The sequence below is a fragment of the Streptomyces sp. B21-083 genome (assembly GCF_036898825.1).
Classification (GTDB): Bacteria; Actinomycetota; Actinomycetes; order Streptomycetales; family Streptomycetaceae; genus Streptomyces.
Genome location: NZ_JARUND010000004.1, coordinates 23,729 through 44,271 on the forward strand (window position 1 = coordinate 23,729; position 20,543 = coordinate 44,271).

Genomic DNA, 20,543 nt, shown 5'->3' on the forward strand with positions numbered 1-20,543 from the left:
GGTGTCCCGGGCTTCTGGCTCAGCTCCCGTACAGCCAGCTGCCGTAGGCGGCGCTGTCGACCAGGTGGTAGAGCCCGAGAGCACCGGGGAAGAGCACCAGAGCCAGGACTCCAGCGCGTACGAGTGCCGGTGCCATGATCATGACGCCGCCGGTCTGGCCGGTGATCGTGCGCCAGTCGCGCCAGCGCCGGAGGTCACCCGCGCAGGCCGTCCAGAAGAAGGCCCCGATCACGATCCCCATCCCCGCGAACACCATGGAGAACCCCGCGACCACGGCGAGGAACGTCTCGCGGTCACGGTGGTCGGCGACGAACGGTGTGCCCGCGCAGAGCAGGGCGACGGCGGCGACCCCCTGGACCGCGCCTCGCACCACCACGTCCTTCAAGCGCAGTCGCGGCATATGGACGCCGTCCTCGTCCGTCGGGCAGGAGGTCTCAGGGCCGGTCGTGGGCAACATAGTTGCTGTCTCCTTGACAGTGTGCTGGTGGCGCGGAGCGGCAGTGGTCAGCGTACGGACGGCCTGTGCCAACGGATCTCTGCTCTGGCAAAGCCGGTTGTCCGAATGCCCGTCCTCGCCTGGGTTGCCGGCCGGTTCAGGCAGTTCGAGTGATCGGTGCGAGCAGGTCGTCGCCGGGCCAGAGTTCCTGTTCGGCCACGAGACCAGCGAGAAACGCGTCGACCTCGTCCAGCACAGCAGCGCGGTGCGCGGGCCCGTAGTCGACGAAGTCCTGGGCCGAAGCATCGTAAGCGCGCACGTGGCTGTGCGGGCCGGTGCAGAGGAGAGCGCGCGCGATCTCTGGCAGGCCGAGGCTGAGGGCATCGCAGTCCCCCAAGCGCACTAGGTGCAGCAGGTCGGTGGTGACGCGCTCCCAGTCGCCCACGGCTGGCCAGTCGGCTCCTCCGCCCAGTTCGTGGGTGAGGGTGGCCAGCGGGACGATCTCGCCCGGCTGTCGTCCCTGGGTGAGCAGGTCGTGGATCCGGGCACCGTCGGGCTGGCACACCTGCGGATGGAGCAGGGAGCCGGCGGCGACCACCGTGACGTTGATCTCCTGGGTGGCGGAGCCGGGGTAGTACGCCTCGTGCGCGAAGAGCAGATAGACATCCGGGGTGCGGAACACCGGACGGGGTTCGGGCTCGGACATACGGAGGTTTCCCTTCACAAGTGACGTGCTGTGGGCGGAGCGAGAGGCCGCGGAGGTCATCGGCCGGACACGCGGCGGGTACGAGCCCATCGGCCTCCGAGGTGCGCGGATCTGATCCGCGTCGGCTGCGTCGTCGTCGGAGGTGGAGCGCTCGATGATCTGGGCGACCTGGTCGGCGAGTTGGAGCATCAGCCGTTCACGGGCGATGAGGTCGCCCGACACGGTGCGGGTGTCCTGGGTCCGGAGCAGGCCGGCGGCGTCCCACAGCAGGTTGTGGCCGACCTCGGCCGAGCGGCGAAGTTCGTAGCGGTCGCTGCTGGCGGCGGCCTGGAGGACGGAGTTGTGCAGGGCGGCGAGGCGCTGCAGGTACCTGGTGGCGGGCGCGCCTTCGGCGATCCGTATGCGCCGCCGGGCACGGGTGTCGAGCCGGCCGGGCAACTGGTCGGTGAGCAGCGGGGCCAGCAGCGCCGCGGGCAGGACGACGCTGAGGGGTACGCCGTGGGTGATCGCGTGGAAAGCGGTGATGCAGGCGATGACGGCCACCACGGTGGCGCAGTGGCTCAGCGACCCGGGGATCCTGGCGTGGAGGGCAAAACGGCTGGCTTGACGCCGGGCGAGCCAGCGTCCTGCCAGACGGTCCGTCTGCGTGGCTGACGGAGGCAGAACCCCGATCCGGTACGGGTGTTCGGGCATGCTGCCGTCGTCGGGAACCGTCCAGGCCAGCCAGCCCCACCCGGTGCGCTCATGCACGAGATGCGGCTCACCGGCCTCGGCGGGGGCTCCGGTCTCGTAAGCGATCTGCTCGGCGTGCAGGGCGCGGGCACGTGCTGCGTCCCAGCGGGCGGGGTCGTGGGCGAAGGGCCGCAGACGTGCCGCGGCCGGGGGCGGTGGGCGGAGCGGGTCCGTCATGAGGTGCTTCCTTCCATCTGGTCGGTCAGGACAGAGGCGCACGTCGTGCAGCGGCCGTCGCTGCTGGGGCGAGCGCGCCGGGGGGTGGGTCCGGGGCAGGTGCGGCACGGCGGCCAGCCGAGGCAGGCCGGGCAGAGGTCTTCGCCGGGGGCGGTGCCGGGCACGCCGCAGCCGGCGCATTCGACGAGGGCCCGGTAGGTCAGTGCCTCGCTCACCGTGCGCGCGGCATGGGAGTGGGTCGGTCGCGGCGGCGGGTCGTCCCAGTCGGGCGCGTCGAGGGTGTCTGCCACGGTGGCTGGCGGTGGGTAGGCCTGAGCGGCACGGAGCCGGGCGGCGATGATCGCGCCGACCGACGTGCGCACCGGGTGCGGCAGAGGCCGGCCGGTGATGACATGGCGCAGTTGCTCACTGCTCCAGCCGGCGTCCATCATCACGGTCACTACGCGGCCCTGATCGGTCAGTGCCCTCCCGGTCAGGAGCAGTTCGGGACGGCTCGCGCCGATCTCCAGCAGCAGCCGGATCCCCGGATGCATCTCATCCGCTGGCAGCAGGTCCATCCGGTCTGCGCGCCCGGGCGACCGTACGGTGTCGCCCGGGGCGCCGGGAGGGAGGGGACTGGTGTTCTGCTGAGTGGTCTTCTTACTGTTGGTGTTCTTAGTGGGCCGGTCAGCCAACGTAGGGTCGTCCACTGGTGGAAAACCCGACTCTGGCCCGGGCCTGGGGTTTTGCAGGGCGGGTAGATCGGTGATGACGTAGGCGGCAGCGCCGAGGGTGCCGTCCTGGCCGCGCTCGCGTTCGCGGACCAGGAAGCCGTGCCTCTCCAGTTCCCTCAGCCCGCTCTTGACGCCTGACTCGCCGTCGCGGCCGCGGCGGGCGATATCGGCGACGGTCATCCGCCAGCCCTCCCGGTGCGTGGAGAGCAGCCCGAACAGTCCCTTGGCCTTGAAGGACAACCGGGTGTCGCGGAACAGCGCGTTGGCGACCTGCGTGAACCTGTCGGCCGCCATCACGCCCCGGCGGATCCCCGCCGCCGACCCGCTGCCCGGCTCCATGTCGGGGAGCGTGACCACTACGCCGGCTTCGATCAGCGCGATATCCAGAGCGGCCGGGCGGTCGGTGATGCAGTAGACGATCTCCCCGAGGGTGCCGTCCGGGCGGCGCAGGCGTTCACGGACCAGGTAGCCGTGCGCCTCCAGCTCCTGCAGGCCGGTGCGGACCGCTTCCCGTCCGTCCGGGCCCAGGCGGACGAGGTCGGCGATCGTCACCTGCCAGCCGTTCCGGTGGGTGCTGACGTATCCGAAGATCCCCTTCGCTTTGAACGACAACTCGACGTCGCGGAACAGTGCGTTGGCGATCTGGGTGAACTGGTCGGCCGCCATCACGCCTCGGCGGATCCCCGCCCCGAAGCGGCTCACCTCCGGGCCGCCGGCGCCGGACGCGTGCGGTCGCCGCGGCGGCGCACCGGGTTGGCCGAGGTGGGCCGGCCGGTGGTTCGGTGTGTGGAGGCGGGCGTGTGTTCCATGCCGTCAGCTCACTCGCCGGCCCCGACCAGACGGGCGGCCACCAGCCCCGACCATCGGTCACGATCCGGCAACTTGCCCGTCTAGCTGCCGTGGTCGGGTTCGTGGTCGGCCCGACCACGCGGCGTCAGCTCCCGGCGGGCATGTGGTGCGCAGCCCGCGATTGCGCAGCCTCAGCGGGCGGTGCGCAACCGGGCTGCGCAACCGGTCGAGGGTCGTGCGCAGTCGGGTTGTGCGGAACGGCTGCGCAGTTCGCCCGGGGATTCATAGTTCCGGCGCTGCGCAGGCTTTGCCGCGTTCCCGGGCGATGCCGTCTGTGCATGGGTGAGCGGGTCCGGTGCCAGCGCGGTGTGAAGGCCTCGCGGCGGTCGTCGGCCGGGGGCCTGTGCCGGAGTGGATGACCGGTCGCCCCCTCGCAGCGAGACCCGTGGTCGGGGCCATGGTCGGGCCGACCAAGACCCCGACCACGGACTTCGTTTCCCCATCGTGACCGTGGTCGGCCTCTCGTGGTCGGTGGTCGGGTCGGGGCCGACGGGTTTTCTCAAGGTCAGCAACATCCGTTCTGACCTGGGAGTTTGACCATGTCTCCTGCCAAGCAGGCCTCAGAGAACGAGGCCGCTGGTCCAATGGCGGAAGGCGCCCGGCTGGAGGCCATGCGGCGACGCGTCCGGCTTTCTCGCCTGGCGCTCTGGACCGTCATCGCGGCCGGCCCGATCGCCCTGGGCGTCGCCGTCACCTCCACCCCGACCGTGGTCGAGGCGGCCACTGCGGCCAGGTCCGCCGCAGTGCGCACCACGATGGTGTCCGCTGATCCCGCCGGCTATGCGCAGGTGTTCGTCGACGCGTGGTTGCGCAGCAGCGCGGATGACGCCTTGAGTGCGCAGGCGCGGCTTGCGCAGTCGATGGCGCCGGACGTCGAACTGCCCGGCCCGGCCGCGGGAGTGCAGCCGGTGCCCCGGTCCGTGACGGCGGTGCGCAGTGCGCAGCGCGCGAGCGGGGCGTGGTCGGTGACGGTGGCTGCGCAGTACGCCGACGGACGGTTGCGGTACTACGCGGTGCCGGTGTCTGCCGATCGCGCGGGCGCCTCGTTCACCGTGACCGGTTCACCGAGCGTGGTGGCGGGCCCGGCCCCGGCCGAGGCGCCGACGTCGCCGTACGGCGTGAGCGTTCCCCAGGGCGATCTGTCGTCCGCGGTCGGGGAGTTCCTCACCGCCTACCTGGCCGGGGCGGGAGAGGTGGACCGCTACCTGTCACCCGGCGTGCGGCTCACCGCCGTCTCTCCGGCCCCGTACACGGCGGTCACGGTGCAGCAGGTGTCCGCCGCCGAAGAGGCCGCCGCCGGACAGGTGCCGGCCGACGGCACGAAGGTCCGCGTCCTCGTCCAGGTGGAAGCCCGGGACGCCCAAGGGCGGTGGCCGCTGGCTTACGAGCTCGCCCTCACGGCCCGCTCCGGCCGGTGGGAAGTCTCGGCGCTGGAGTCCGGCGCCATCCTCAGCGGGGGTGCCCGGTGAACGCCGTGAACAGCCTGATGCTCGCCGGGCAGTTGGACGACCTCGGTAACTCGTGGATCGACATGTTCAAGGACTGGGCGACCAAGGGTCTGCAGGCTGGCCTGCTCGTCCTCGTCGTCGTCATCATGATCCAGAAGTTCTCGTTGAAAGCCGGGATCGGCGCCCTGCTTTTGATGATCATCGCGCTGGGGTTGTACAACTCCCGCGAGGAGCTGGCCGATATGGTCACCGACGAGGTCAAGAACCCGGCCAAGGGCGCGCCCGCTGTCCCCGGAATCGTGCAGATTGAGCCTCCGACCGCCCGTGAACACTCCGCAGGCGTCGGAGGCTGGCTGTGAGCGCCGCCAACATCTCCGTGCGGACGGGCCGTTTCTACACTTCCGCCCGTCGCCACCCCTGGGTGCTGGGGAAGGTCGCGGACTGGAAGATCCCCCTCGGCCCGTACACGCCCGCGCAGATCGTGGTCGCCGTCGGCGGCGGCTTTCTTCTCGTCAAGACCATCAGCTGGTGGGCGTGGACGGGGCCGGTCCCGATCGCGGCCTGGCTGCTGGCGATCTGGGCGGTACGCCGCCCCAAGGTCCGGGGCCGTGCCCCGATGCAGGCGGCGCTGGGCTGGGTGCTGCTGGGATGGCAGCCCCGCGGAGGGCGGATCGGCGGACGGGCTGCCCGCGACCGTGCCCCCCGCCTGCTCCTCGGCGGTTTCACGGTCGAGGACGCGCCCGGGCCCGGCCCTGATACGGCGGCCGCACCGTCCCGTGCCGCTCAGCGGCGCACCGCTCCGGCGCGGCTCCCGAGCCCGGCCGCGGCTCGCCAGGCCACGCGCCCCGGTACGAAGGCGACTGCTCCCGCGGTGCCGGTGGGGCCGGTGTCGGGTGTGCAGCAGCTGCTCGCGCTCGCCGGGCAAGGGGGTACGCGGTGAGGGTTCCGATCCGTCACATCGCCGGGCACCTGGTGTGGTCGGCGCAGGGCAGCGTGTGGGCCCTCTACCGTCTTCACCCTGGCCCGGATGCGCGCGGACAGTCCGAGGAGACCGTCCAGGGCACCCACGTGCCCGCAGCGGTCCGGGACGAACACCTCGCCAAGATCACGCATTTGGTGCGGTCGCTGTCCGGGTCGCCACGGTTGTTCGGACTGTGCGCCCAGGTCGATCCCGGCGAGATCGCCCTGCGCATGATCGAGGGCATCGAGCCGGCCGACACGGCACCGGCTGACGGTCCGCACCCGTGGGTGGAGAACGTCGAGGCGACCCTGGATCTGCTGGACAGCCAGGAGATGCACCGCCGCACCCTGTGGCTGGCTGTTCCGCTGCAGACAGAACAGGCCGGTCTGCAGTTGTCCTCCTCCCTCGGCGCGGCGTGGGCAGAGTTGTCTCCGATGCTGGGCCTGCGCACGGTGCCGGTGGCCCGGCGTGAGGTGACCGCCGCCCGCGAGCAGGCCTCCCGCGTGGAAGCGGCCCTCGCCGGCGGCATCGCCTTCCGCCCGGCCCGCCCGGCGGAGATCGTATGGATGATCCAGCACGCCCTCCACCGCGGAATTGCTGAGCCTCTGCTGACGGAGGCCGAGACCAGCGACCTGTACGGCGGGTACCTGCGTGACGGTGTGCTGCGCTCCCCCAGCTACGCCGATCTCGGACAGGTCCGCCTGCAGGAAGGCGGCATCGATCCCGTCATCGACGACGTCGACGAGCTCAGGAGCGCGGGCCGGATCACGCGGTCGGGCCGCAATGCCTGGTGGCGGCTGAACACCGGCTCGCCGATCGGACGGCGCTGGCTGCAGATCGAGTCCGACGCCGGGGTCGGCTACCAGGCGCAGCTGGCGCTGGCCGAGTGCCCGCCTGCCGTCCAGCAGGACGCCGCCGACCTGTTCGCCCAGTTGGAGACCCTCGATTTCCCGGTCGATTACACCGTCGACCTCACGTTGGTGCCCGCGGAGAAGGCCCGCGACCAGGTGCGGCGCAAGAAGAACGAGTTGATCGACCAGGCCGACCAGTACGACGCCCGCCCCACCGGCATGCCGGCCTCGCTGACGGACGCGGCCCGTGACCTGGGTGAGCTGGACGCCCGCTTGTCACGGACCTCGGTCGAGGTTGAGGTGCAGTCCGTCACCGTGCTGACGGTGTGGGGTCCCACCGCCGCCGTCTGCGACGCCCGCGCCCGGGCACTGACCGCGCTGCTCGCCGGCGCCGACTACCGGGCCGTACGGCCGACCGGCCTGCAGGAGTCTCTGTTCGCCCTGGGACTGCCCGGCACCGTACGGCCCGGCGTGGTCCAGGAGTTCACCCAGCACCAGGTCAGCGAGGACTGGGCGCTGGGCGGGGCCTTCACCGCCTGTGAGGTCGGCGACCCGAACGGCATGTTCCTCGGCATCGACCTGGACTGCGGCACCACCCGCCCCGTGATGATCAACGTTGCAGATGCGCCCAAGGTGGACGCGTCGGCCTCGATGGGCATCGTCGGGGACCTGGGGGCGGGCAAGAGTGTCCTGCAGAAGCTGATCGCGGAGGCGGTGTGGGCGCGCGGCGGGTGCGCGATCTGCATCGACCGCACCCCGGTACGCGAGTGGGCGACCTTCGCCCGCACCGCCGCGAAGGGCCGCGTCCAGATCATCGACGCCGCCCAGGCCGAAGTGTCCATCGACCCGCTGCGCATGTTCGACGGTCCCGAGGGCCGTCACTACGCCCTGTCCTACCTCACCCTCCAGCTCGGCATCGGCCCGATGAGCACAGGCGGCGAGGTCCTGCACCACGCTGTCGAGCAGGCCGCCGCCAGCGACCAGCCGTCCATGCACCGCGTGCTTCAGGTCCTGGAGGAGATGGCCGGGAACGAGGTGGGTAAGCGGCAGGACGCCGCCGCGAGTCTCGCCGGCCTCGTCCGCGTGGTGGCCACCAACTCCCTGGCCCGGATGGTGTTCGACCCGGCGCTGCCGCCGGTGCAGTTGGACGCCTCCAGTGCCTCCGACATGATCGTGATCACGACGACCGGTCTGAAGCTGCCGCCGAAGGCCGCGTTCGGTAATCCCGAGATCCTGCACCAGCAGCCGCTGGAAGCGCTGATCGGGCGCGCCGTGCTGTATCTGATCGCTGCGATAGCCCGGCAGACCGCGTTCGAGGACCCGGCCCGGTTCACCGCAGTGGTCGCGGACGAGTTGTACTGGCTCACCTCGTCGGCCGAGGGCACCGCGCTGGTCCACGAGATCCTCCATGACGGGCGCAAACACGGCGCCGGCCTGCTCGCCGGGTCCCACGACGCTGAGGAACTCGGGCCCGACCGAGGTCTGATGGCCTACCGTGCGCTCGCCCGCACTGCGGATCGTGAACGTGCCCGCCGCGGCCTGGAGTTCGTCGGCCTCGATCCGAACGATCCGGAGTTGCTGCGGCTGGTGACCACCGGCCTGTCCCCCGTCGGCCGCAAGGGCCGGGAGGGCGAGTTCCTGCTGGCCTGCCCGCGGCAGAACACCGGCCGGGTCAAGGTCTCCATCCCCTCTATCCCACGCATCACCACGTCCATCACCACCACACCCGGCCGCCGCACGAGCAATGCCCCGTCCTCCGTGCCTGAGCCGCTCGCCGGTGACAGCGCGGGGACCCGTCCGAAGGAACACGTCTGATGACCTCTTCGTCCTGGGAACGCTCCCGACGCCTGGCCGCGGCCGCGAGTGTCCTCACCGTGATCGCCGTCGTCCTCGGCGTGCTCGTCCTGGCCGCCGGGACAGACGTGCCGGACGGGTGGTGGCCCCGTACGGGGCCGGCCTTCACCCCTGGCGCCCGCCCCGCGGCCCAGGATCCGTGCGCCCTGATCGTGGGCCCGGCCGAGGACTACTGCGAGCGGGGCCCCACCACGACCGCTTTCTCCGCCTCCGCCGAGGATCCCGGCATGGCCGGTACAGGGTGGCAGCTGGTGTCCGCTGGTGCGGGGCTTGCCGCCTTCGTGGTGTGGCGGCTTCGGAGCGCCGCTGGGCAAGGGCGGTGCTGACATGTTCCGTCCAGACCGCGCGGCCCTCCGCTCGGCCGGCTTCATCGTGCTGCTCACTGGCGTGTTCGTCATGGTGAACAGCCAGGTCGTGTACGCGGCGGGCAGCAACAGCGAGACCGGAGACCTCCTCGCCCCGCTGAACATCACCTCCTCCGAGGGCGTGCCGATCAACGGGTACGAGCTGAACGCCGAGGGCGGCTCCATCATCGCCTTCAGAAGCCAGGCCCTGGCGTTCGCGCTGTCCGGCCTGTTCACCCTCATCCGGCTGCTGGTCGGACTGGCTGGCTGGGCGATCGAGATCGCCTTCCGGTTCCCGCTGCTGAAGATCCTCATCAAGCCCGCGCAGAAGGCCGCCGACTCCTACAACCACGTGATCGTCGACACGCTCGGTCTCAAGGGGCTGCTGCTGGCCTGGGCGTTCGTCTTCGCCGCCTTCATGATCGTGCGTGGCCGGGTCGGCCGAGGTCTCGGTGAGATCTTCCTGACGCTGCTGATCGCGGCGTTCGCCGCATCCGCGTTTGTCCGCCCGGACTACCTGCTCACGCAGGACGGCCCACTGGGGCAGACACAGCAGGTGGCCGCCGAGGTCGCCCAGCAGACGGTCAACTCCTACGACTGGGGCGGCAAGCTCGCCAGCCTGGACCCGTGCGCCGATTTGGCCGGCAACGCCGAGCTCAAGTGCCTGGAACAGGAGGGCGAAGCCCCTGTCGATTCGACCGACCTGGCCCGCCCTCTGCAGGACAGCATCACCAACGCGCTGATCGTCAAGCCGTTCATGCTGCTGGAGTACGGGCGCATCCTTGACCCGGCCAAGGCGTCCGACCGCAAGGCGTACGCCGTCCATCTGAAGTGGGTCATCGGCGGCTACAAAGCCGGCGGGAACAAAGGGAACGGGGAGCACAGCGACGCCTGCGACATGCTCCCCGACCAGGCGAAGCAGGTATGCGAGCTCGAGCAGAGCGGCAAAGTCCCCGGTGACGACGGCAGCCCCAGCCTGCCGCAGCTCACCCCAGGCGGTGACCTGCTGGACGCCTCCAACGCGATCGTCACCGATGAGGACAGGGAGTTCTACGCCTTCCTCCAGGACATGAGGAAGGCCGGTGACGTCGGCAAGGCGTGTGCCGACTACGCCGAGAAGCCCACCTGGTGGCGGGTCGGAGGTGCCGTTCTGCTGCTGGTCGCCGCCCTGTTCATCTGCGGCATGCTGCTGTCCAGCGCGATCGTGCTGCTCGGCACCCAGGGCATCTGCGCGGCGGCCGCGGCCGCCGGCGGAGTCACCTTCATTGCCGGCATGCTGCCCGGGCCCGCACGCCAGTCGGTGTGGAAGTGGCTGTCGATCTGGGGCATCGCGATCCTCGCCATGGTCGGCGTGTGTGCGTTCGTACCGTTCTTCGGCATCGCCGTGGACGCCACCATCACCAACGGGCCCGACCTGATGGTCGAGCGGATCCTGCTGATCGACGTGCTGGCCATCGCCGGTGCGGCCGGGCACCGCCGCCTGCTCACCGGGATCACCTCGGTCGGCCGACGTATGGCCATGCGGATGCGCTACGCCAAGGTCGGCGGCACCCACATGCCCGGCGACACCTCCGAACTCGGCGCAGCGCTCGCCATGAACTCCCCTGCCGCGATGGGCGGTTACGGCGGCGGGCTGCGTGCCTTAACCGGCGGTGGAGGCGGCCGGTACGGGATGCTCGGCACCCGCCAGCGGCTGATGGGTGCGCTCGCCTCCCTGGTCGACGGGGCGGGCATGCCGGTCGACACCGGCCGGATCCTCGCCGACGCCAGCACCGAAGCCGGACGCGGTCTCGCCCCGCTGACCGCAGCCGCAGCCGTGGGAGGGCTGGGAGTACGGCTCGGCGGAAAAGGCGCGCACTGGCTGCTGATCGGCCGGCGCCCGGACAGGGAACAGCTGGCCAAGTGGCGCAAGCCCACCGCCGACGGCGACCCGGACACCGGCGGCCCACCAGGTGGCCCAGGCGGCGGTGCCGGCAGCGGAGGGCCGCGTCGTCCCGGCGGTCCGCCCGACCGCTACCGCGACGAGGACGGCCAGGTCATCGACCGCGGCTCGGGACAGGTGCTGCACGACCAGAACACCGACCGCACCCTGCTCTCCACGCGCGCCCACAACCGGCTGGTGCGCTTCCGCGGCTACCGCATCCTGCACCGGGGCGGGCGGGCCGCGTACGGATCGACGGTCGGGCTGCCAACCAACGTGCAGCGGGCCCGGACGGGCGGGTCGCAATACTCCGAAGAGGCCCGCCAGCAGGTGCGGGTGTGGCGCAACACGGTTCGCGAGGACAGCCGGGCCTGGGGCGACACCGGACGGCATGTGTCCCAGGTCGTCCGGGAACACACGGACGACAGCGGCGGGATGGGCCCCTTCGTCAGCCGTCGTCTGCCGACCGGTCCGTCGCCGGCTCCGCGTCCGACCATGTCCTCCGGTTCTTCTGGCCGTACGAGTCCGGCTTCCCCTCAGCCCAGCGCGCCCGCGCCTCCCACCCCGGCCAGCGCACGGCCGAGCACCCCGCCGACGTCCCCGCCGCAGCCCAGTGGGGGCGGAGGTATAACCGGGCGGGCGGCCAGCCCGCCACCGGACAGGGCCAGGCCGATCTTTCCCGGAGGCAGCGGCGCGAGCAGCAGCACCCGTGACGTGGCGCGAGCCCGGTTCCAGGAGCTGATGCGGCGGACCGCGGCCGACGCCGAGCGCCTGCGCCAGGAGCGGGCCCGGCGGCCGGGCAACGGTGAGAGCGAGTGAAGCCGGCCCGGCGCCGGATGGCGCGTTGGGTGTGCGTGGTGATGCTGTTGGTGTTCGCCGCCGTGTGCTGTGCCGCACCAGTAGGGAACGCGATCAGCGCGTACGTCGCGCTGAAAACGGGGGCGCAGGACGACGGAGGGATCGCCGAAGGCGGCAGCGCCGCGGACATCCCTTCCCGGATGCTGACCGCCTACAAGAAAGCCGCCCAGCAGGTCGGTCGGCATGTGCCGAAGTGTCAGGGCATGCGCTGGCCGATCCTCGCCGGGATCGCCAAGGTCGAGTCCAACCATGCGGTGGGCCGGAACATCGCCGTTAACGGGGACATCCGACCGAAGATCTACGGGGTGCTCCTCAACGGTTCCGGGGCCGGGGGCAACACCACCGTCTTCCCGGACACCGACGGCGGCACATGGGACGGCACCGCTCAAGGCGAGCGCGCCGTCGGCCCGTTCCAGTTCCTGCCCTCCACCTGGGAAGGCGTCGGTAAAGACGCCAACGGCGACCAGGCCGCCGACCCGCACAACGCCGACGACGCCGCGCTCGGCGCCGCGGTCTACCTGTGCGGCAGCGGCCGTGACCTGACCAGGCGCGCCCAGCTCAAGGCCGCGATCCTGCAGTACAACCACTCCCACGAGTACGTCGCCAACGTGCTCGGGTGGATCGACCAGTACACGGCAGCCGCCAAGGACCCGGAGCTGAAAGACGTGTCCGGGAAGGTCCGCACCGTCATCGAGACAGCACTCTCCCAGCGGGGTGTCCCGTACTCGTGGGGCGGCGGCAACGCGAGCGGCCCGTCGTACGGGATCTGCTGCTCCCCCAGCGGAAAGAGCGGCACGGACATCAACGGCTTCGACTGCTCGGGCCTGACCACGTACGCCTACGCCAAAGCCGGTATCCAACTGCCTCGTACGGCCGCCGCCCAAGCCGGTGTCGGACAACGGATCCCTGCGAGTCTCGGCACCAGCGCGCTCAAGACAGGCGACCTGGTCTTCTTCGCCTACGCCCCGGGCCGCGACTCGACGATCTATCACGTCGGCATCTACGCCGGAAGCGGTCAGATGATCAACGCTGCCCGCCCGGGCACCGCCGTACGCCTGGACGCGGTCAGTGCGATGTCCGGCTTCGCCGGAGGGGCAAGGCCCCTATGACGACACCCTCATCGCGCTCGCCGCGCCCGCTGCTGATCGCGACCTTGGTCCTGGCGGTGGCCGGTACGGTCCTGCTGATCCTGCCGGCCAGGAACAACACCGCTTCCGCGACACCGTCTCCGGCGGCAGCCTCGGCAGTCCGACCTTCATCTCCTTCCACCGGCGAGGACTCTGCGGCCGGCGGCCCGGGCCCGTCGAAAACGACGGTGGCTGCGCCGTCCGCATCGGCGACCGCGCGGGCGCTGCCGCCACACGGTGAAGGAGTCGCCGGAGACCGGGCCATCCAGCAGGCCCTGGAGGCCGCATGGCCTGCGGACCTCCCCACAGGGACCGAGCGCCAGCTGCTCACAGGCGGCCGTGAACTGCTGCGAGCGGATGCCACGGGAATCGGCCGCGACAAATGGCCCTCGATGTTCGGCAACCCGGATCAGGCGATCGCGCCAGCGTTCGCCACCGCCCGCTTCCGTATCCAGGCCGTCATCGCCCACCGCAACGCCGCAGGCGACCAGGCGGTGGTGCACCTGGTGTGGGCCGGCACCGACCGCGGCGGCACCTTCACCGACGGCCGCATCACCGACCTGCACTTCACCCGAACCACCTCGAAGAAGGACGGAGGCGCCACATGGACTCCGCAGCCCCACACCTGACCGACCATGCCGATGAGACGGCAGCCGGCCAGGCACTCGGCCTGCTCAACAACCTGATCAACGCCGCTGACTGGCTCTACGACCACTGGTACCTGCTCGCCCTGGCCATCGCCACGTGCTGGGGCGTGGGCGAGATGGTGGTCCGCCGTCTCGCCGCGCACGCCTCAGCCGAGCGGATGGCCCTGGAACTCGTCTCCAACCGGCACTTCGACCCGGGCCTGGAAGAGATCTTCCGGCGCGGCGTACAGCTCGCCCGCGCCTCCACGGCCATGCCCTGGTGGGCACCCCGCAGGGCGAAGGCCGTACAGATCCGGCTGCGTGCAGACGGCTCCAGCCCGCTGCGCTACCGCATCGAGGGCCCGGCCGGCGGCGAACGTCTGCTGTCCATCACCCCCTTCGGGCCGGACGTCTCCGTCAACCGTGCGAGGCCGATCGCCGACAAGCCCCGGAGACACACCGTGCGAGCCGAGTTCATCCTGCGCGGCAAGCTCATCTCCCCCCTGCGCGAGGTCCCTCTCAATCCCGACCCGCTCCAGCCGCTCGTCGACGCCGTGGCCGATCTACGCGCCGAACTCGGAGACCTCGCCGAGATACGGCTCGACATCCAGCGTGCCCCGAAGTGGGCGCTGCGGGCGCGGCGCTTGCAACTGATGAGCGCCGCGCGCCGGTCCGAACGCCGGGAGGCCCAGCGCACCGCGCGCTGGTTGCGGCAGGACGCCAACGGCATCGAGGACTCCCTGGGCTGGCAGATGCAGCAGCTCCTCAGTGACAAGCCCGGCTCAGGATCCGGACGGCGGCTGGTGATGCCGCCGGTGCCCCGTCGGGTGGAGCCGGCCGAGGCACTGGGCAAACTCGCCGAGGACGACCACTTGGTCCGGGTGCAGCTGCTGGTGATGTGCGCCTCGAACACCAACGGCCGTGCCCAGGCCCGGCTCGCCCAGCTCCAAGCGGCGTTCGATGTTTTCGGCGGCCGCTCCCGTTGGGCCATGCGTGGCTGGCGGCTGGGACCGTGGCGGGTGGGCGCCGACCACTGGCCGACCCGGCACGGCTTCGAGCGCCGCTGGAATCTGGGGCATTGCCAGCCGCCCCGGGCGAACTGGGTGAGGTTGGAAGAGTTGACCGGCTTGCTCAAGCCGCCCACCGTGCACTGCCGTCTGCCGGTGCTCGCCGGTGACCTGCCGACCTTCTCCTTCGGCGACCCCAAGTTGCTGCTGCAGGGCATCTACCGGGGCCCGGACGGCAGGCAGCGTCTGGTCGCCACCTACGCCGAGGAGACCCTGTTCGAAGTCGGGGTCGGCAAGGCAGGCGGCGGCAAGACGGAACGGGCCCTGGCGCAGGCGATCGGCTGGGCGCACGCGGGCGGAGGGCTGGTCTTCGTCGACCCGCACCGCGACTCGTGGCCGCGGGCCACCACGTTTCTGGCACACGAGACCCTGATGCCACGGATCGCGCTCATCGACCTCAACGGTCTCGGCCCCAACCCGCAGGTGAGTTCGTGGAATCCGCTCGGCATGCACCAAGGCCAAGCGGCGCACGAAGTCGTCGAGGCGATCGCCGACGCCTACGCCTCCGCACTGGCCTGGGACGACGCGACCGCCCCGCGAGCGCTCACCATCCTCACCGCCGCGCTGACTGTCCTGGTCGCGGTCAACGAGGCTGCCTGCCAGGCCGGCCGGCCCGAGGACCAGGCCACGATCTTCCATGTGCGGGCGCTACTCACCGACGCCGCCTTCCGCCGGGCTGCGCTCGCCGCGGTGGCGGGCCGGGTGGATGAGGAAACCCGCTCCTGGTGGCAGGCCGTGTTCCCGACCTTGCCCCCCGACGCGTTCGCCGTGGTCCTCAACCCGATCGCCCGGCTAGCCGCCAACCCCATCACCCGCGCCTTCCTCGGACAGCCGGTCGGGGTCTACAACATCCGAGCGGCAATGGATTCCAAAATGATCGTCTGGGTGTGCCCAGGCGGCAACGGGCCCACCGACCGGCTCTTGACCGCGCTACTCGCCCGCGACCTGCTACGGGCGGCGCGCTCCCGGCGCGACACGCCGGAGGAGAAGCGGGTGCCATTCCGCCCGTACTTCGACGAGCTGATCACGCTGACCGGCGCGGCCCCCGAGACCATCGCTGCGATGTTCGAGGATTTCCGCAAGTACCGGTGCCACGTCCACGGCATGACTCAGCTACTTGTCCGCCTTCCCACTCCGGTGCGGCTGTCCTTGGTGCAAAACGCGTCCACGCTGGCGACCACCGCCGGTTCGAAGTCTGCGATCGCGCCCATCACCGCAGAGTGGGGCGACAACCCCAGCCCCGACCGGGTGGTCACCATGGAGCGGTTCGAGCACTACGTGTCGATGAACGTGCACGGAAGCCGGGTCGGGCCCGTCCGGCTGCGTGGGCCTCATCTCGACGACGTCTTCGCCGCGCAGGCCCGCCCCAAAGACGTCCCCGCGCTAGAGCGGGCCGCCCTCGCGAACGCCGGCGCGCACCCGCTTAACCAACTCACCGACCGCGCCGCTGAACAACTCGGCCGCGTAGCCGCCTTCCTCGCCGACCACGCCCCCGCCGGCGCAACCGCTGCCGACCTGTCGAAGGAAAAGGAATTCGGATGACCACCGCCCAGCCGAAGGACCGTACGCCGCCGGGCTTTACGCCCGGCCCCGTGGAACCCCTCGCGCATCAGCTTCTGGCCACGCTCGCCCAGCACCGCCTGGCCTCCACCCATCAACTGCATGTCCTGCTGCGGCCCGACCGCTCCCGCCAGTCGGTCTCGGAGCGGCTGAACCAGCTGCTCGGCGAGCGCCTAGTCGACTTCGTCGTACTGCCCCAGTCCAACCGCACCCGGGTCTGGCACCTCACCCCGAAGGGCGCACGCCTGACGAGGGACTGGCCAGCGCTGCGCGGCCGCCCGCCGTATCCGATCACCTCGACCACGGCCGCCTCGCTGAAGACCCCCCACACCCTCACCGTCCTGCGCACACACCTGGGGTTCGTCGCCGATGCTCGTCGCCGCGGCCACGAGCACGGCCACCTCGACTGGACGCCTGAGGTGTTCCACTCGATCGGCGACGGCGAGAAGGTCGTGGCCGACGCGGTCATGCACTACACCCTCGTCGACGGCCAACAGCGCCGGAAACTGAGGGCGTTCGTCGAGGTCGACCGAGCCACCATGAGCAGCGAGCGCCTGGCAGCAAAGCTGATCGAATACGCGAGGCTGTGGTCGTACGAACCACAGCCGGTCGGTCGGCGACGGCAGCAGACCGGGCCCGGCTGGCTGCGCTGGTACCCGGTGTTCCCCCGGGTCCTTTTCGTACTGACCGGCACTGGCCGTCAGGCGATGGACAACCGGATCAACGACCTGCAGGCCATGGTCGCCCACCATCCGCTCGTGGCTGACCTGGCTCGAGAGGTCCCGCTGGGAGCAGCCGTCCTGGAAGACCTGGAAGTACATGGCCCCACCTCTGACGTGTGGGTACCGCTGGCCGCCGGCAAGCCCCGCCCGTGGACCGCACTGTGACATCACGGCGACGCGCCCCCATGGCCGAATGTCGCAGCCTTGCCCAGCGCGCTTCCGCCGCCACGGCGGGCGTGCACCTGCACACAAGCGCACGGAGGGATACCAGTGAGTCGCCGCCACCATCGCCGAGCCCACAGTGCAGGAGCCGTCGCAGAAGCATCTTCACAGATGACGCGGCCATATTGCCGGAGGCGACCCTCTACTCGGCGGAGGCGGCGGGGGCGGGCTTGCTGTCCCGTAGCAGACGGAGTTCTGCCGGAGTGAACTGCGGGCCATCGAGTTGCGGGCGCCGTGGTCCCGCGAGTGCGGCCAGGAGAACGCTGGGGGTGACGAGGGAGGGGGGTGGAGCCTGGAGGGTGAGCACATCAGTCAGGGCGGTGGCCGCGTGGAAGGAGCCGATCGCGGTGCGGGACAGTCTGCTGACGTACCGGTTCAGGAGCCGGTCGGCGACGTGTGGCGTCTTCCCTTCGGTTTTGGGGAAGTGGATGTCCGTTCCGACGGCGAGCGTCCATGCGACGTCGACGGGGCGGGCGATGGCGCGCTGGGCTCGGCGTGCGAGCCCGGTGGTGAGACCGACGGATGCCACAAGATCGCGCAGGGCGACGGCGCCTTGCGCGGCCACCGAGACGCCGTGCCCGTAGACCGGGTTGAACGCGGCGACGGAATCCCCCAGCGCGACGAAACCCTCAGGCCAGGCCTTGAGCCGTTCGTAGTAGTAGCGCCTGTTGGCGGTGCTGTGGGTGACGGTGACGTCGGTGAGGGGCTCGGCGCGGGCGAGGAGGTCGGCGATGACCGGGTGGCGCAGGGTGCGCGCGAAGGGTTCGAAGTCGTCGGCGTCTCGGGTGGGGTGCCCGCCGGGGGCGCCCATGAGGCTGACCTGCCAGCGGTCGTGTTCGATCGGCACGATGCCGCCGGCGTTGGGGTGAGGGAGGCGTGGATCGGCCTGCACACCGACGTAGGGCCAGCCGCGGGTGGGGACGGGGGCCCGGTAGATGCGGCTGGCGTAGGCAAGGCCGGAGTCGATGCGGTCTTCGGCGAGGCCGGTGATGTCCAGTTCGGTGAGCCATCGGGGGGCGCGTGTGGCCCGGCCGGAGGCGTCGATGACGAGGTCCGCGGCGAGTTCTGTTTCGACGCCGTCGGCGTCCTGCACGCGCACTCCGGTGACCTTGCGGTTGTCCCCGAGCAGCGCGATGGCCTTGGTGTGCGAGTGGACGCTCACGCGTGGGTCTTTGAGGACCTGCTGGCGGACGACGAAGTCGATGAGGTCCCGGCTGGCTGCGATCAGGTAGTGCGTGGTGCGCTGCCATCGGCGGTACCAGCCTTCGGGCGAGTAGATGACCATGTTGGTGGTCATCGGCACCCGGTTTGCGCCCGCGGCCAAGAACTGGTCCAGCGTGCCGGGGAGGAGTTCGTCGATTGCGTCGGCGCCACCGGACACCAGGTGGTTGATGTGTGCGGCCTGGGGGACGCCGACGCGTGGCTCGGGCCCGGCGGGCAGGTCGTGGGCCTCGATGATCTCAACAGCATCGACGTGGTCCTTCAAGGCGGCGGCTGCGAACATGCCGGCGGCACTTCCTCCGACGATGACGGCACGCGTGCGTATCCGGTGCGGCTGTTCCCTCATGACGGGCTGCTTTCTGCGGGTGAACGGTGGTTCTGACGGAGGCTGCTGACGACGGGAGAGGCAAGGGCCTGGGAGACGGGTACCAGGTCACGAGGGCGCCACGCGGAGGTGTGCGGTGTGAGGTCTTCCGGATCGCGGATCGTACGGTGCTTGTGTCTGGCGGTGACGATCGCGGCTGCGTCGGCCGTTGCCTGGGCGGACTGTTCATCGTCCCCTTGACGGAGCGCAGCGCGGTAAACCTGTTCGCGTGCGGTGGAAGAACATGATGCCCGCACCGGCGAAGAGCAGCAGGCATACCGAGCGCAGGAGCGGGTCGTGCCGCCTTCGGAGCAGAGCGGGGATTTTCACAGCACAGGCCAGCAGGAGCAGGCCCGCGGGGATGTAGAAGGCTAAGTTGCCAGGTTGTTGGCTCACGTCGTGTGCCCCCTCCTCAGGGCGTTCTACCGCTGGACGGCCGACAAGCGCTGTTGGTCTCGTCAGGTCCGGCGGAAGCGGTGTGCCATAACGGCCTCGATGCGTCCGGCGAGGACCGTTGAGTCAGCGGAGAAGCGAGCCTCTGCCAGGGCAGCCGGAACGTCCGGTGCGGCTGTTCCCTCATGACGGGCTGCTTTCTGCGGGTGAACGGTGGTTCTGACGGAGGCTGGTGACGATGGGCGAGGTGAGGGCCTGGGAGACGGGTACCAGGTCACGGGGGCGCCACGCGGAGGTGTGCGGTGTGAGGTCTTGCCGATCATGGGCGGTGCGGTGCTTGTGTCTGGCGGTGACGATCGCGGCTGCGTCGGCTGTGAACTGGGCCGACTGTTCGTCGTCTCCTTGACAGAGTGCATCGCGGTAAACCTGTTCGCGCGCGGTGGAGTCGACGTACGGGGTCAGAGCGAGAATCGCGTCGTAGATGGCCGTTTTCCGTGCGGTCAGGAGCACTGCCGGCTGGGTCCGCCACCAAGGAAGCGATGTCCGGACGGCTCCGGACGGCGGGACTTCCCGCAGCTCCCGCCACAGCGGAGCAAGATGCCGCAACTGCCGCAAATCTCTGGTGAACTCTGCCACGCGGGGACCGACCAGGGGAACGGCGAAACCGATCGTGCCGAACAGCGCAGTCGGGGCGGCCAGTTGGGCGGAGACCGTGTCGACAAGGAAGTCCAGGTCATGGCCCGTCCAGCGAGCCGCTACCGCGATGAGCCGGATGACGGAGTAGGACGCGGCGATGAGGTAGGCGGGCGCCAGGATGCTCAGTCCCGCCCGCAGGGACCCACTGACCTCCTTCGACCACCGCCAGCACAGAACGCTCGTGGCCATTGCCGCGCCGCCGTAGGAGAGGAGATAGAGCAGGATCATCTCCCGGATGTACGGCGTGTTGGCGTAGTACGCGTCGAACAGGGTGCGCTGCTCCACGGGCGCGTCCCCTGCCCAGAACAGGATGAAGATGCCGGTGCAGGACAGGAGGTAGGTCGTGATGCACAGCTGGGACGCGCGCCGGGTCCGCTCGGGAGGTGCGGGACGCCAGTTGATAATCAGCACGAGGCTCGCCCCGGCGAACAGACTCATCATCGCATAGACCAGAGGGGCTGCGAAGTTGGTTATGCCGGTAAACCGGTTGATGCCGACTATCGAGCCTGGGGCGGCGCAGAACATGACGCCCACACCGGCGAAGAGCAGCAGGCATACCGAGCGTAGGAGCGGGTCGTGCCGTCTTCGGAGCAGAGCGGGGATTTTGACAGCGCCGGTCAGCAGGAGCAGGCCAGCTGGGATGTAGAAGGCTAAGTTGCCAGGTTGTTGGCTCACGTCGTGTGCCCCCTCCTCAG

Annotated in this window: 15 protein-coding genes; 10 read left to right on the forward strand and 5 right to left on the reverse strand. The window is 70.4% G+C overall.

Annotated elements, in window-relative coordinates; all coding sequences use genetic code 11:
• Positions 1 to 19: 19 nt before the first annotated feature.
• The 3 genes from QA861_RS46470 to QA861_RS46480 form a co-directional block, all read right to left on the reverse strand.
• The gene (locus tag QA861_RS46470; RefSeq protein ID WP_334595211.1) at positions 20 to 457 is read right to left on the reverse strand and encodes a DUF6336 family protein; all 438 of its coding nucleotides are present in this window, start codon (positions 455 to 457) and stop codon (positions 20 to 22) included.
• A 136-nt stretch (positions 458 to 593) separates the two neighbouring features.
• On the reverse strand, positions 594 to 2,051 hold the full coding sequence (locus tag QA861_RS46475; RefSeq protein ID WP_334595212.1) for a hypothetical protein: 1,458 nt from the start codon (positions 2,049 to 2,051) through the stop codon (positions 594 to 596).
• On the reverse strand, positions 2,048 to 3,466 hold the full coding sequence (locus QA861_RS46480) for a hypothetical protein (RefSeq protein WP_334595213.1): 1,419 nt from the start codon (positions 3,464 to 3,466) through the stop codon (positions 2,048 to 2,050). The genes QA861_RS46475 and QA861_RS46480 overlap by 4 nt, the downstream gene beginning before the upstream one ends.
• Before the next feature lie 731 nt (positions 3,467 to 4,197).
• Here QA861_RS46480 and QA861_RS46485 point away from each other — a divergent pair.
• The 10 genes from QA861_RS46485 to QA861_RS46530 are packed head-to-tail and all read left to right on the forward strand — an operon-like array spanning position 4,198 to position 17,117.
• On the forward strand, positions 4,198 to 5,082 hold the full coding sequence (locus tag QA861_RS46485; protein WP_334595214.1) for a conjugal transfer protein: 885 nt from the start codon (positions 4,198 to 4,200) through the stop codon (positions 5,080 to 5,082).
• Positions 5,079 to 5,420, forward strand: coding sequence for a hypothetical protein (locus tag QA861_RS46490; RefSeq protein WP_334595215.1), 342 nt, complete (start codon positions 5,079 to 5,081; stop codon positions 5,418 to 5,420). Before QA861_RS46485 ends, QA861_RS46490 begins: the two co-directional genes overlap by 4 nt.
• Entirely contained in the window at positions 5,411 to 6,001 is a 591-nt protein-coding gene (locus QA861_RS46495) for a hypothetical protein (protein ID WP_443041705.1), read from the forward strand. The genes QA861_RS46490 and QA861_RS46495 overlap by 10 nt, the downstream gene beginning before the upstream one ends.
• Positions 5,998 to 8,688: an ATP-binding protein gene (locus QA861_RS46500; RefSeq protein ID WP_334595217.1), complete on the forward strand. Its 2,691-nt coding sequence runs from the start codon at positions 5,998 to 6,000 to the stop codon at positions 8,686 to 8,688. The genes QA861_RS46495 and QA861_RS46500 overlap by 4 nt, the downstream gene beginning before the upstream one ends.
• Entirely contained in the window at positions 8,688 to 9,053 is a 366-nt protein-coding gene (locus QA861_RS46505) for a hypothetical protein (RefSeq protein ID WP_334595218.1), read from the forward strand. The genes QA861_RS46500 and QA861_RS46505 overlap by 1 nt, the downstream gene beginning before the upstream one ends.
• A 1-nt stretch (position 9,054) precedes the next feature.
• Complete coding sequence (locus tag QA861_RS46510) at positions 9,055 to 11,811, forward strand: hypothetical protein (RefSeq protein ID WP_334595219.1); 2,757 nt, start codon at positions 9,055 to 9,057, stop codon at positions 11,809 to 11,811.
• The gene (locus tag QA861_RS46515; protein ID WP_334595220.1) at positions 11,808 to 12,959 is read left to right on the forward strand and encodes a C40 family peptidase; all 1,152 of its coding nucleotides are present in this window, start codon (positions 11,808 to 11,810) and stop codon (positions 12,957 to 12,959) included. Before QA861_RS46510 ends, QA861_RS46515 begins: the two co-directional genes overlap by 4 nt.
• Positions 12,956 to 13,606 carry a hypothetical protein gene (locus QA861_RS46520; protein WP_334595221.1) on the forward strand — a complete coding sequence of 217 codons (651 nt, stop codon included), beginning with the start codon at positions 12,956 to 12,958 and terminating at the stop codon, positions 13,604 to 13,606. The genes QA861_RS46515 and QA861_RS46520 overlap by 4 nt, the downstream gene beginning before the upstream one ends.
• On the forward strand, positions 13,582 to 16,212 hold the full coding sequence (locus QA861_RS46525; protein WP_334595222.1) for an ATP/GTP-binding protein: 2,631 nt from the start codon (positions 13,582 to 13,584) through the stop codon (positions 16,210 to 16,212). The genes QA861_RS46520 and QA861_RS46525 overlap by 25 nt, the downstream gene beginning before the upstream one ends.
• Positions 16,209 to 17,117, forward strand: coding sequence for a replication-relaxation family protein (locus QA861_RS46530; RefSeq protein ID WP_334595223.1), 909 nt, complete (start codon positions 16,209 to 16,211; stop codon positions 17,115 to 17,117). Before QA861_RS46525 ends, QA861_RS46530 begins: the two co-directional genes overlap by 4 nt.
• A 199-nt stretch (positions 17,118 to 17,316) precedes the next feature.
• On the opposite strand, the gene QA861_RS46535 is transcribed toward QA861_RS46530, so the two are convergent.
• Both QA861_RS46535 and QA861_RS46540 read right to left on the reverse strand, forming a co-directional pair.
• A complete protein-coding gene (locus QA861_RS46535; RefSeq protein ID WP_334595224.1) occupies positions 17,317 to 18,741 on the reverse strand; it encodes an NAD(P)/FAD-dependent oxidoreductase in 1,425 nt (474 codons plus the stop codon).
• Positions 18,742 to 19,335: 594 nt separating this feature from the next.
• Complete coding sequence (locus QA861_RS46540) at positions 19,336 to 20,523, reverse strand: MAB_1171c family putative transporter (RefSeq protein ID WP_334595225.1); 1,188 nt, start codon at positions 20,521 to 20,523, stop codon at positions 19,336 to 19,338.
• Positions 20,524 to 20,543: the final 20 nt, after the last annotated feature.

Bases quoted from the DNA above. Each gene is read 5' to 3' on its own strand.
- QA861_RS46535 (WP_334595224.1), bottom strand. From the start codon at position 18,741: ATGAGGGAACAGCCGCACCGGATACGCACGCGTGCCGTCATCGTCGGA.
- QA861_RS46520 (WP_334595221.1), top strand. From the start codon at position 12,956: ATGACGACACCCTCATCGCGCTCGCCGCGCCCGCTGCTGATCGCGACC.
- QA861_RS46485 (WP_334595214.1), top strand. From the start codon at position 4,198: ATGGCGGAAGGCGCCCGGCTGGAGGCCATGCGGCGACGCGTCCGGCTT.
- QA861_RS46530 (WP_334595223.1), top strand. From the start codon at position 16,209: ATGACCACCGCCCAGCCGAAGGACCGTACGCCGCCGGGCTTTACGCCC.
- QA861_RS46525 (WP_334595222.1), top strand. From the start codon at position 13,582: ATGGACTCCGCAGCCCCACACCTGACCGACCATGCCGATGAGACGGCA.
- QA861_RS46505 (WP_334595218.1), top strand. From the start codon at position 8,688: ATGACCTCTTCGTCCTGGGAACGCTCCCGACGCCTGGCCGCGGCCGCG.
- QA861_RS46510 (WP_334595219.1), top strand. From the start codon at position 9,055: ATGTTCCGTCCAGACCGCGCGGCCCTCCGCTCGGCCGGCTTCATCGTG.
- QA861_RS46470 (WP_334595211.1), bottom strand. From the start codon at position 457: ATGTTGCCCACGACCGGCCCTGAGACCTCCTGCCCGACGGACGAGGAC.
- QA861_RS46475 (WP_334595212.1), bottom strand. From the start codon at position 2,051: ATGACGGACCCGCTCCGCCCACCGCCCCCGGCCGCGGCACGTCTGCGG.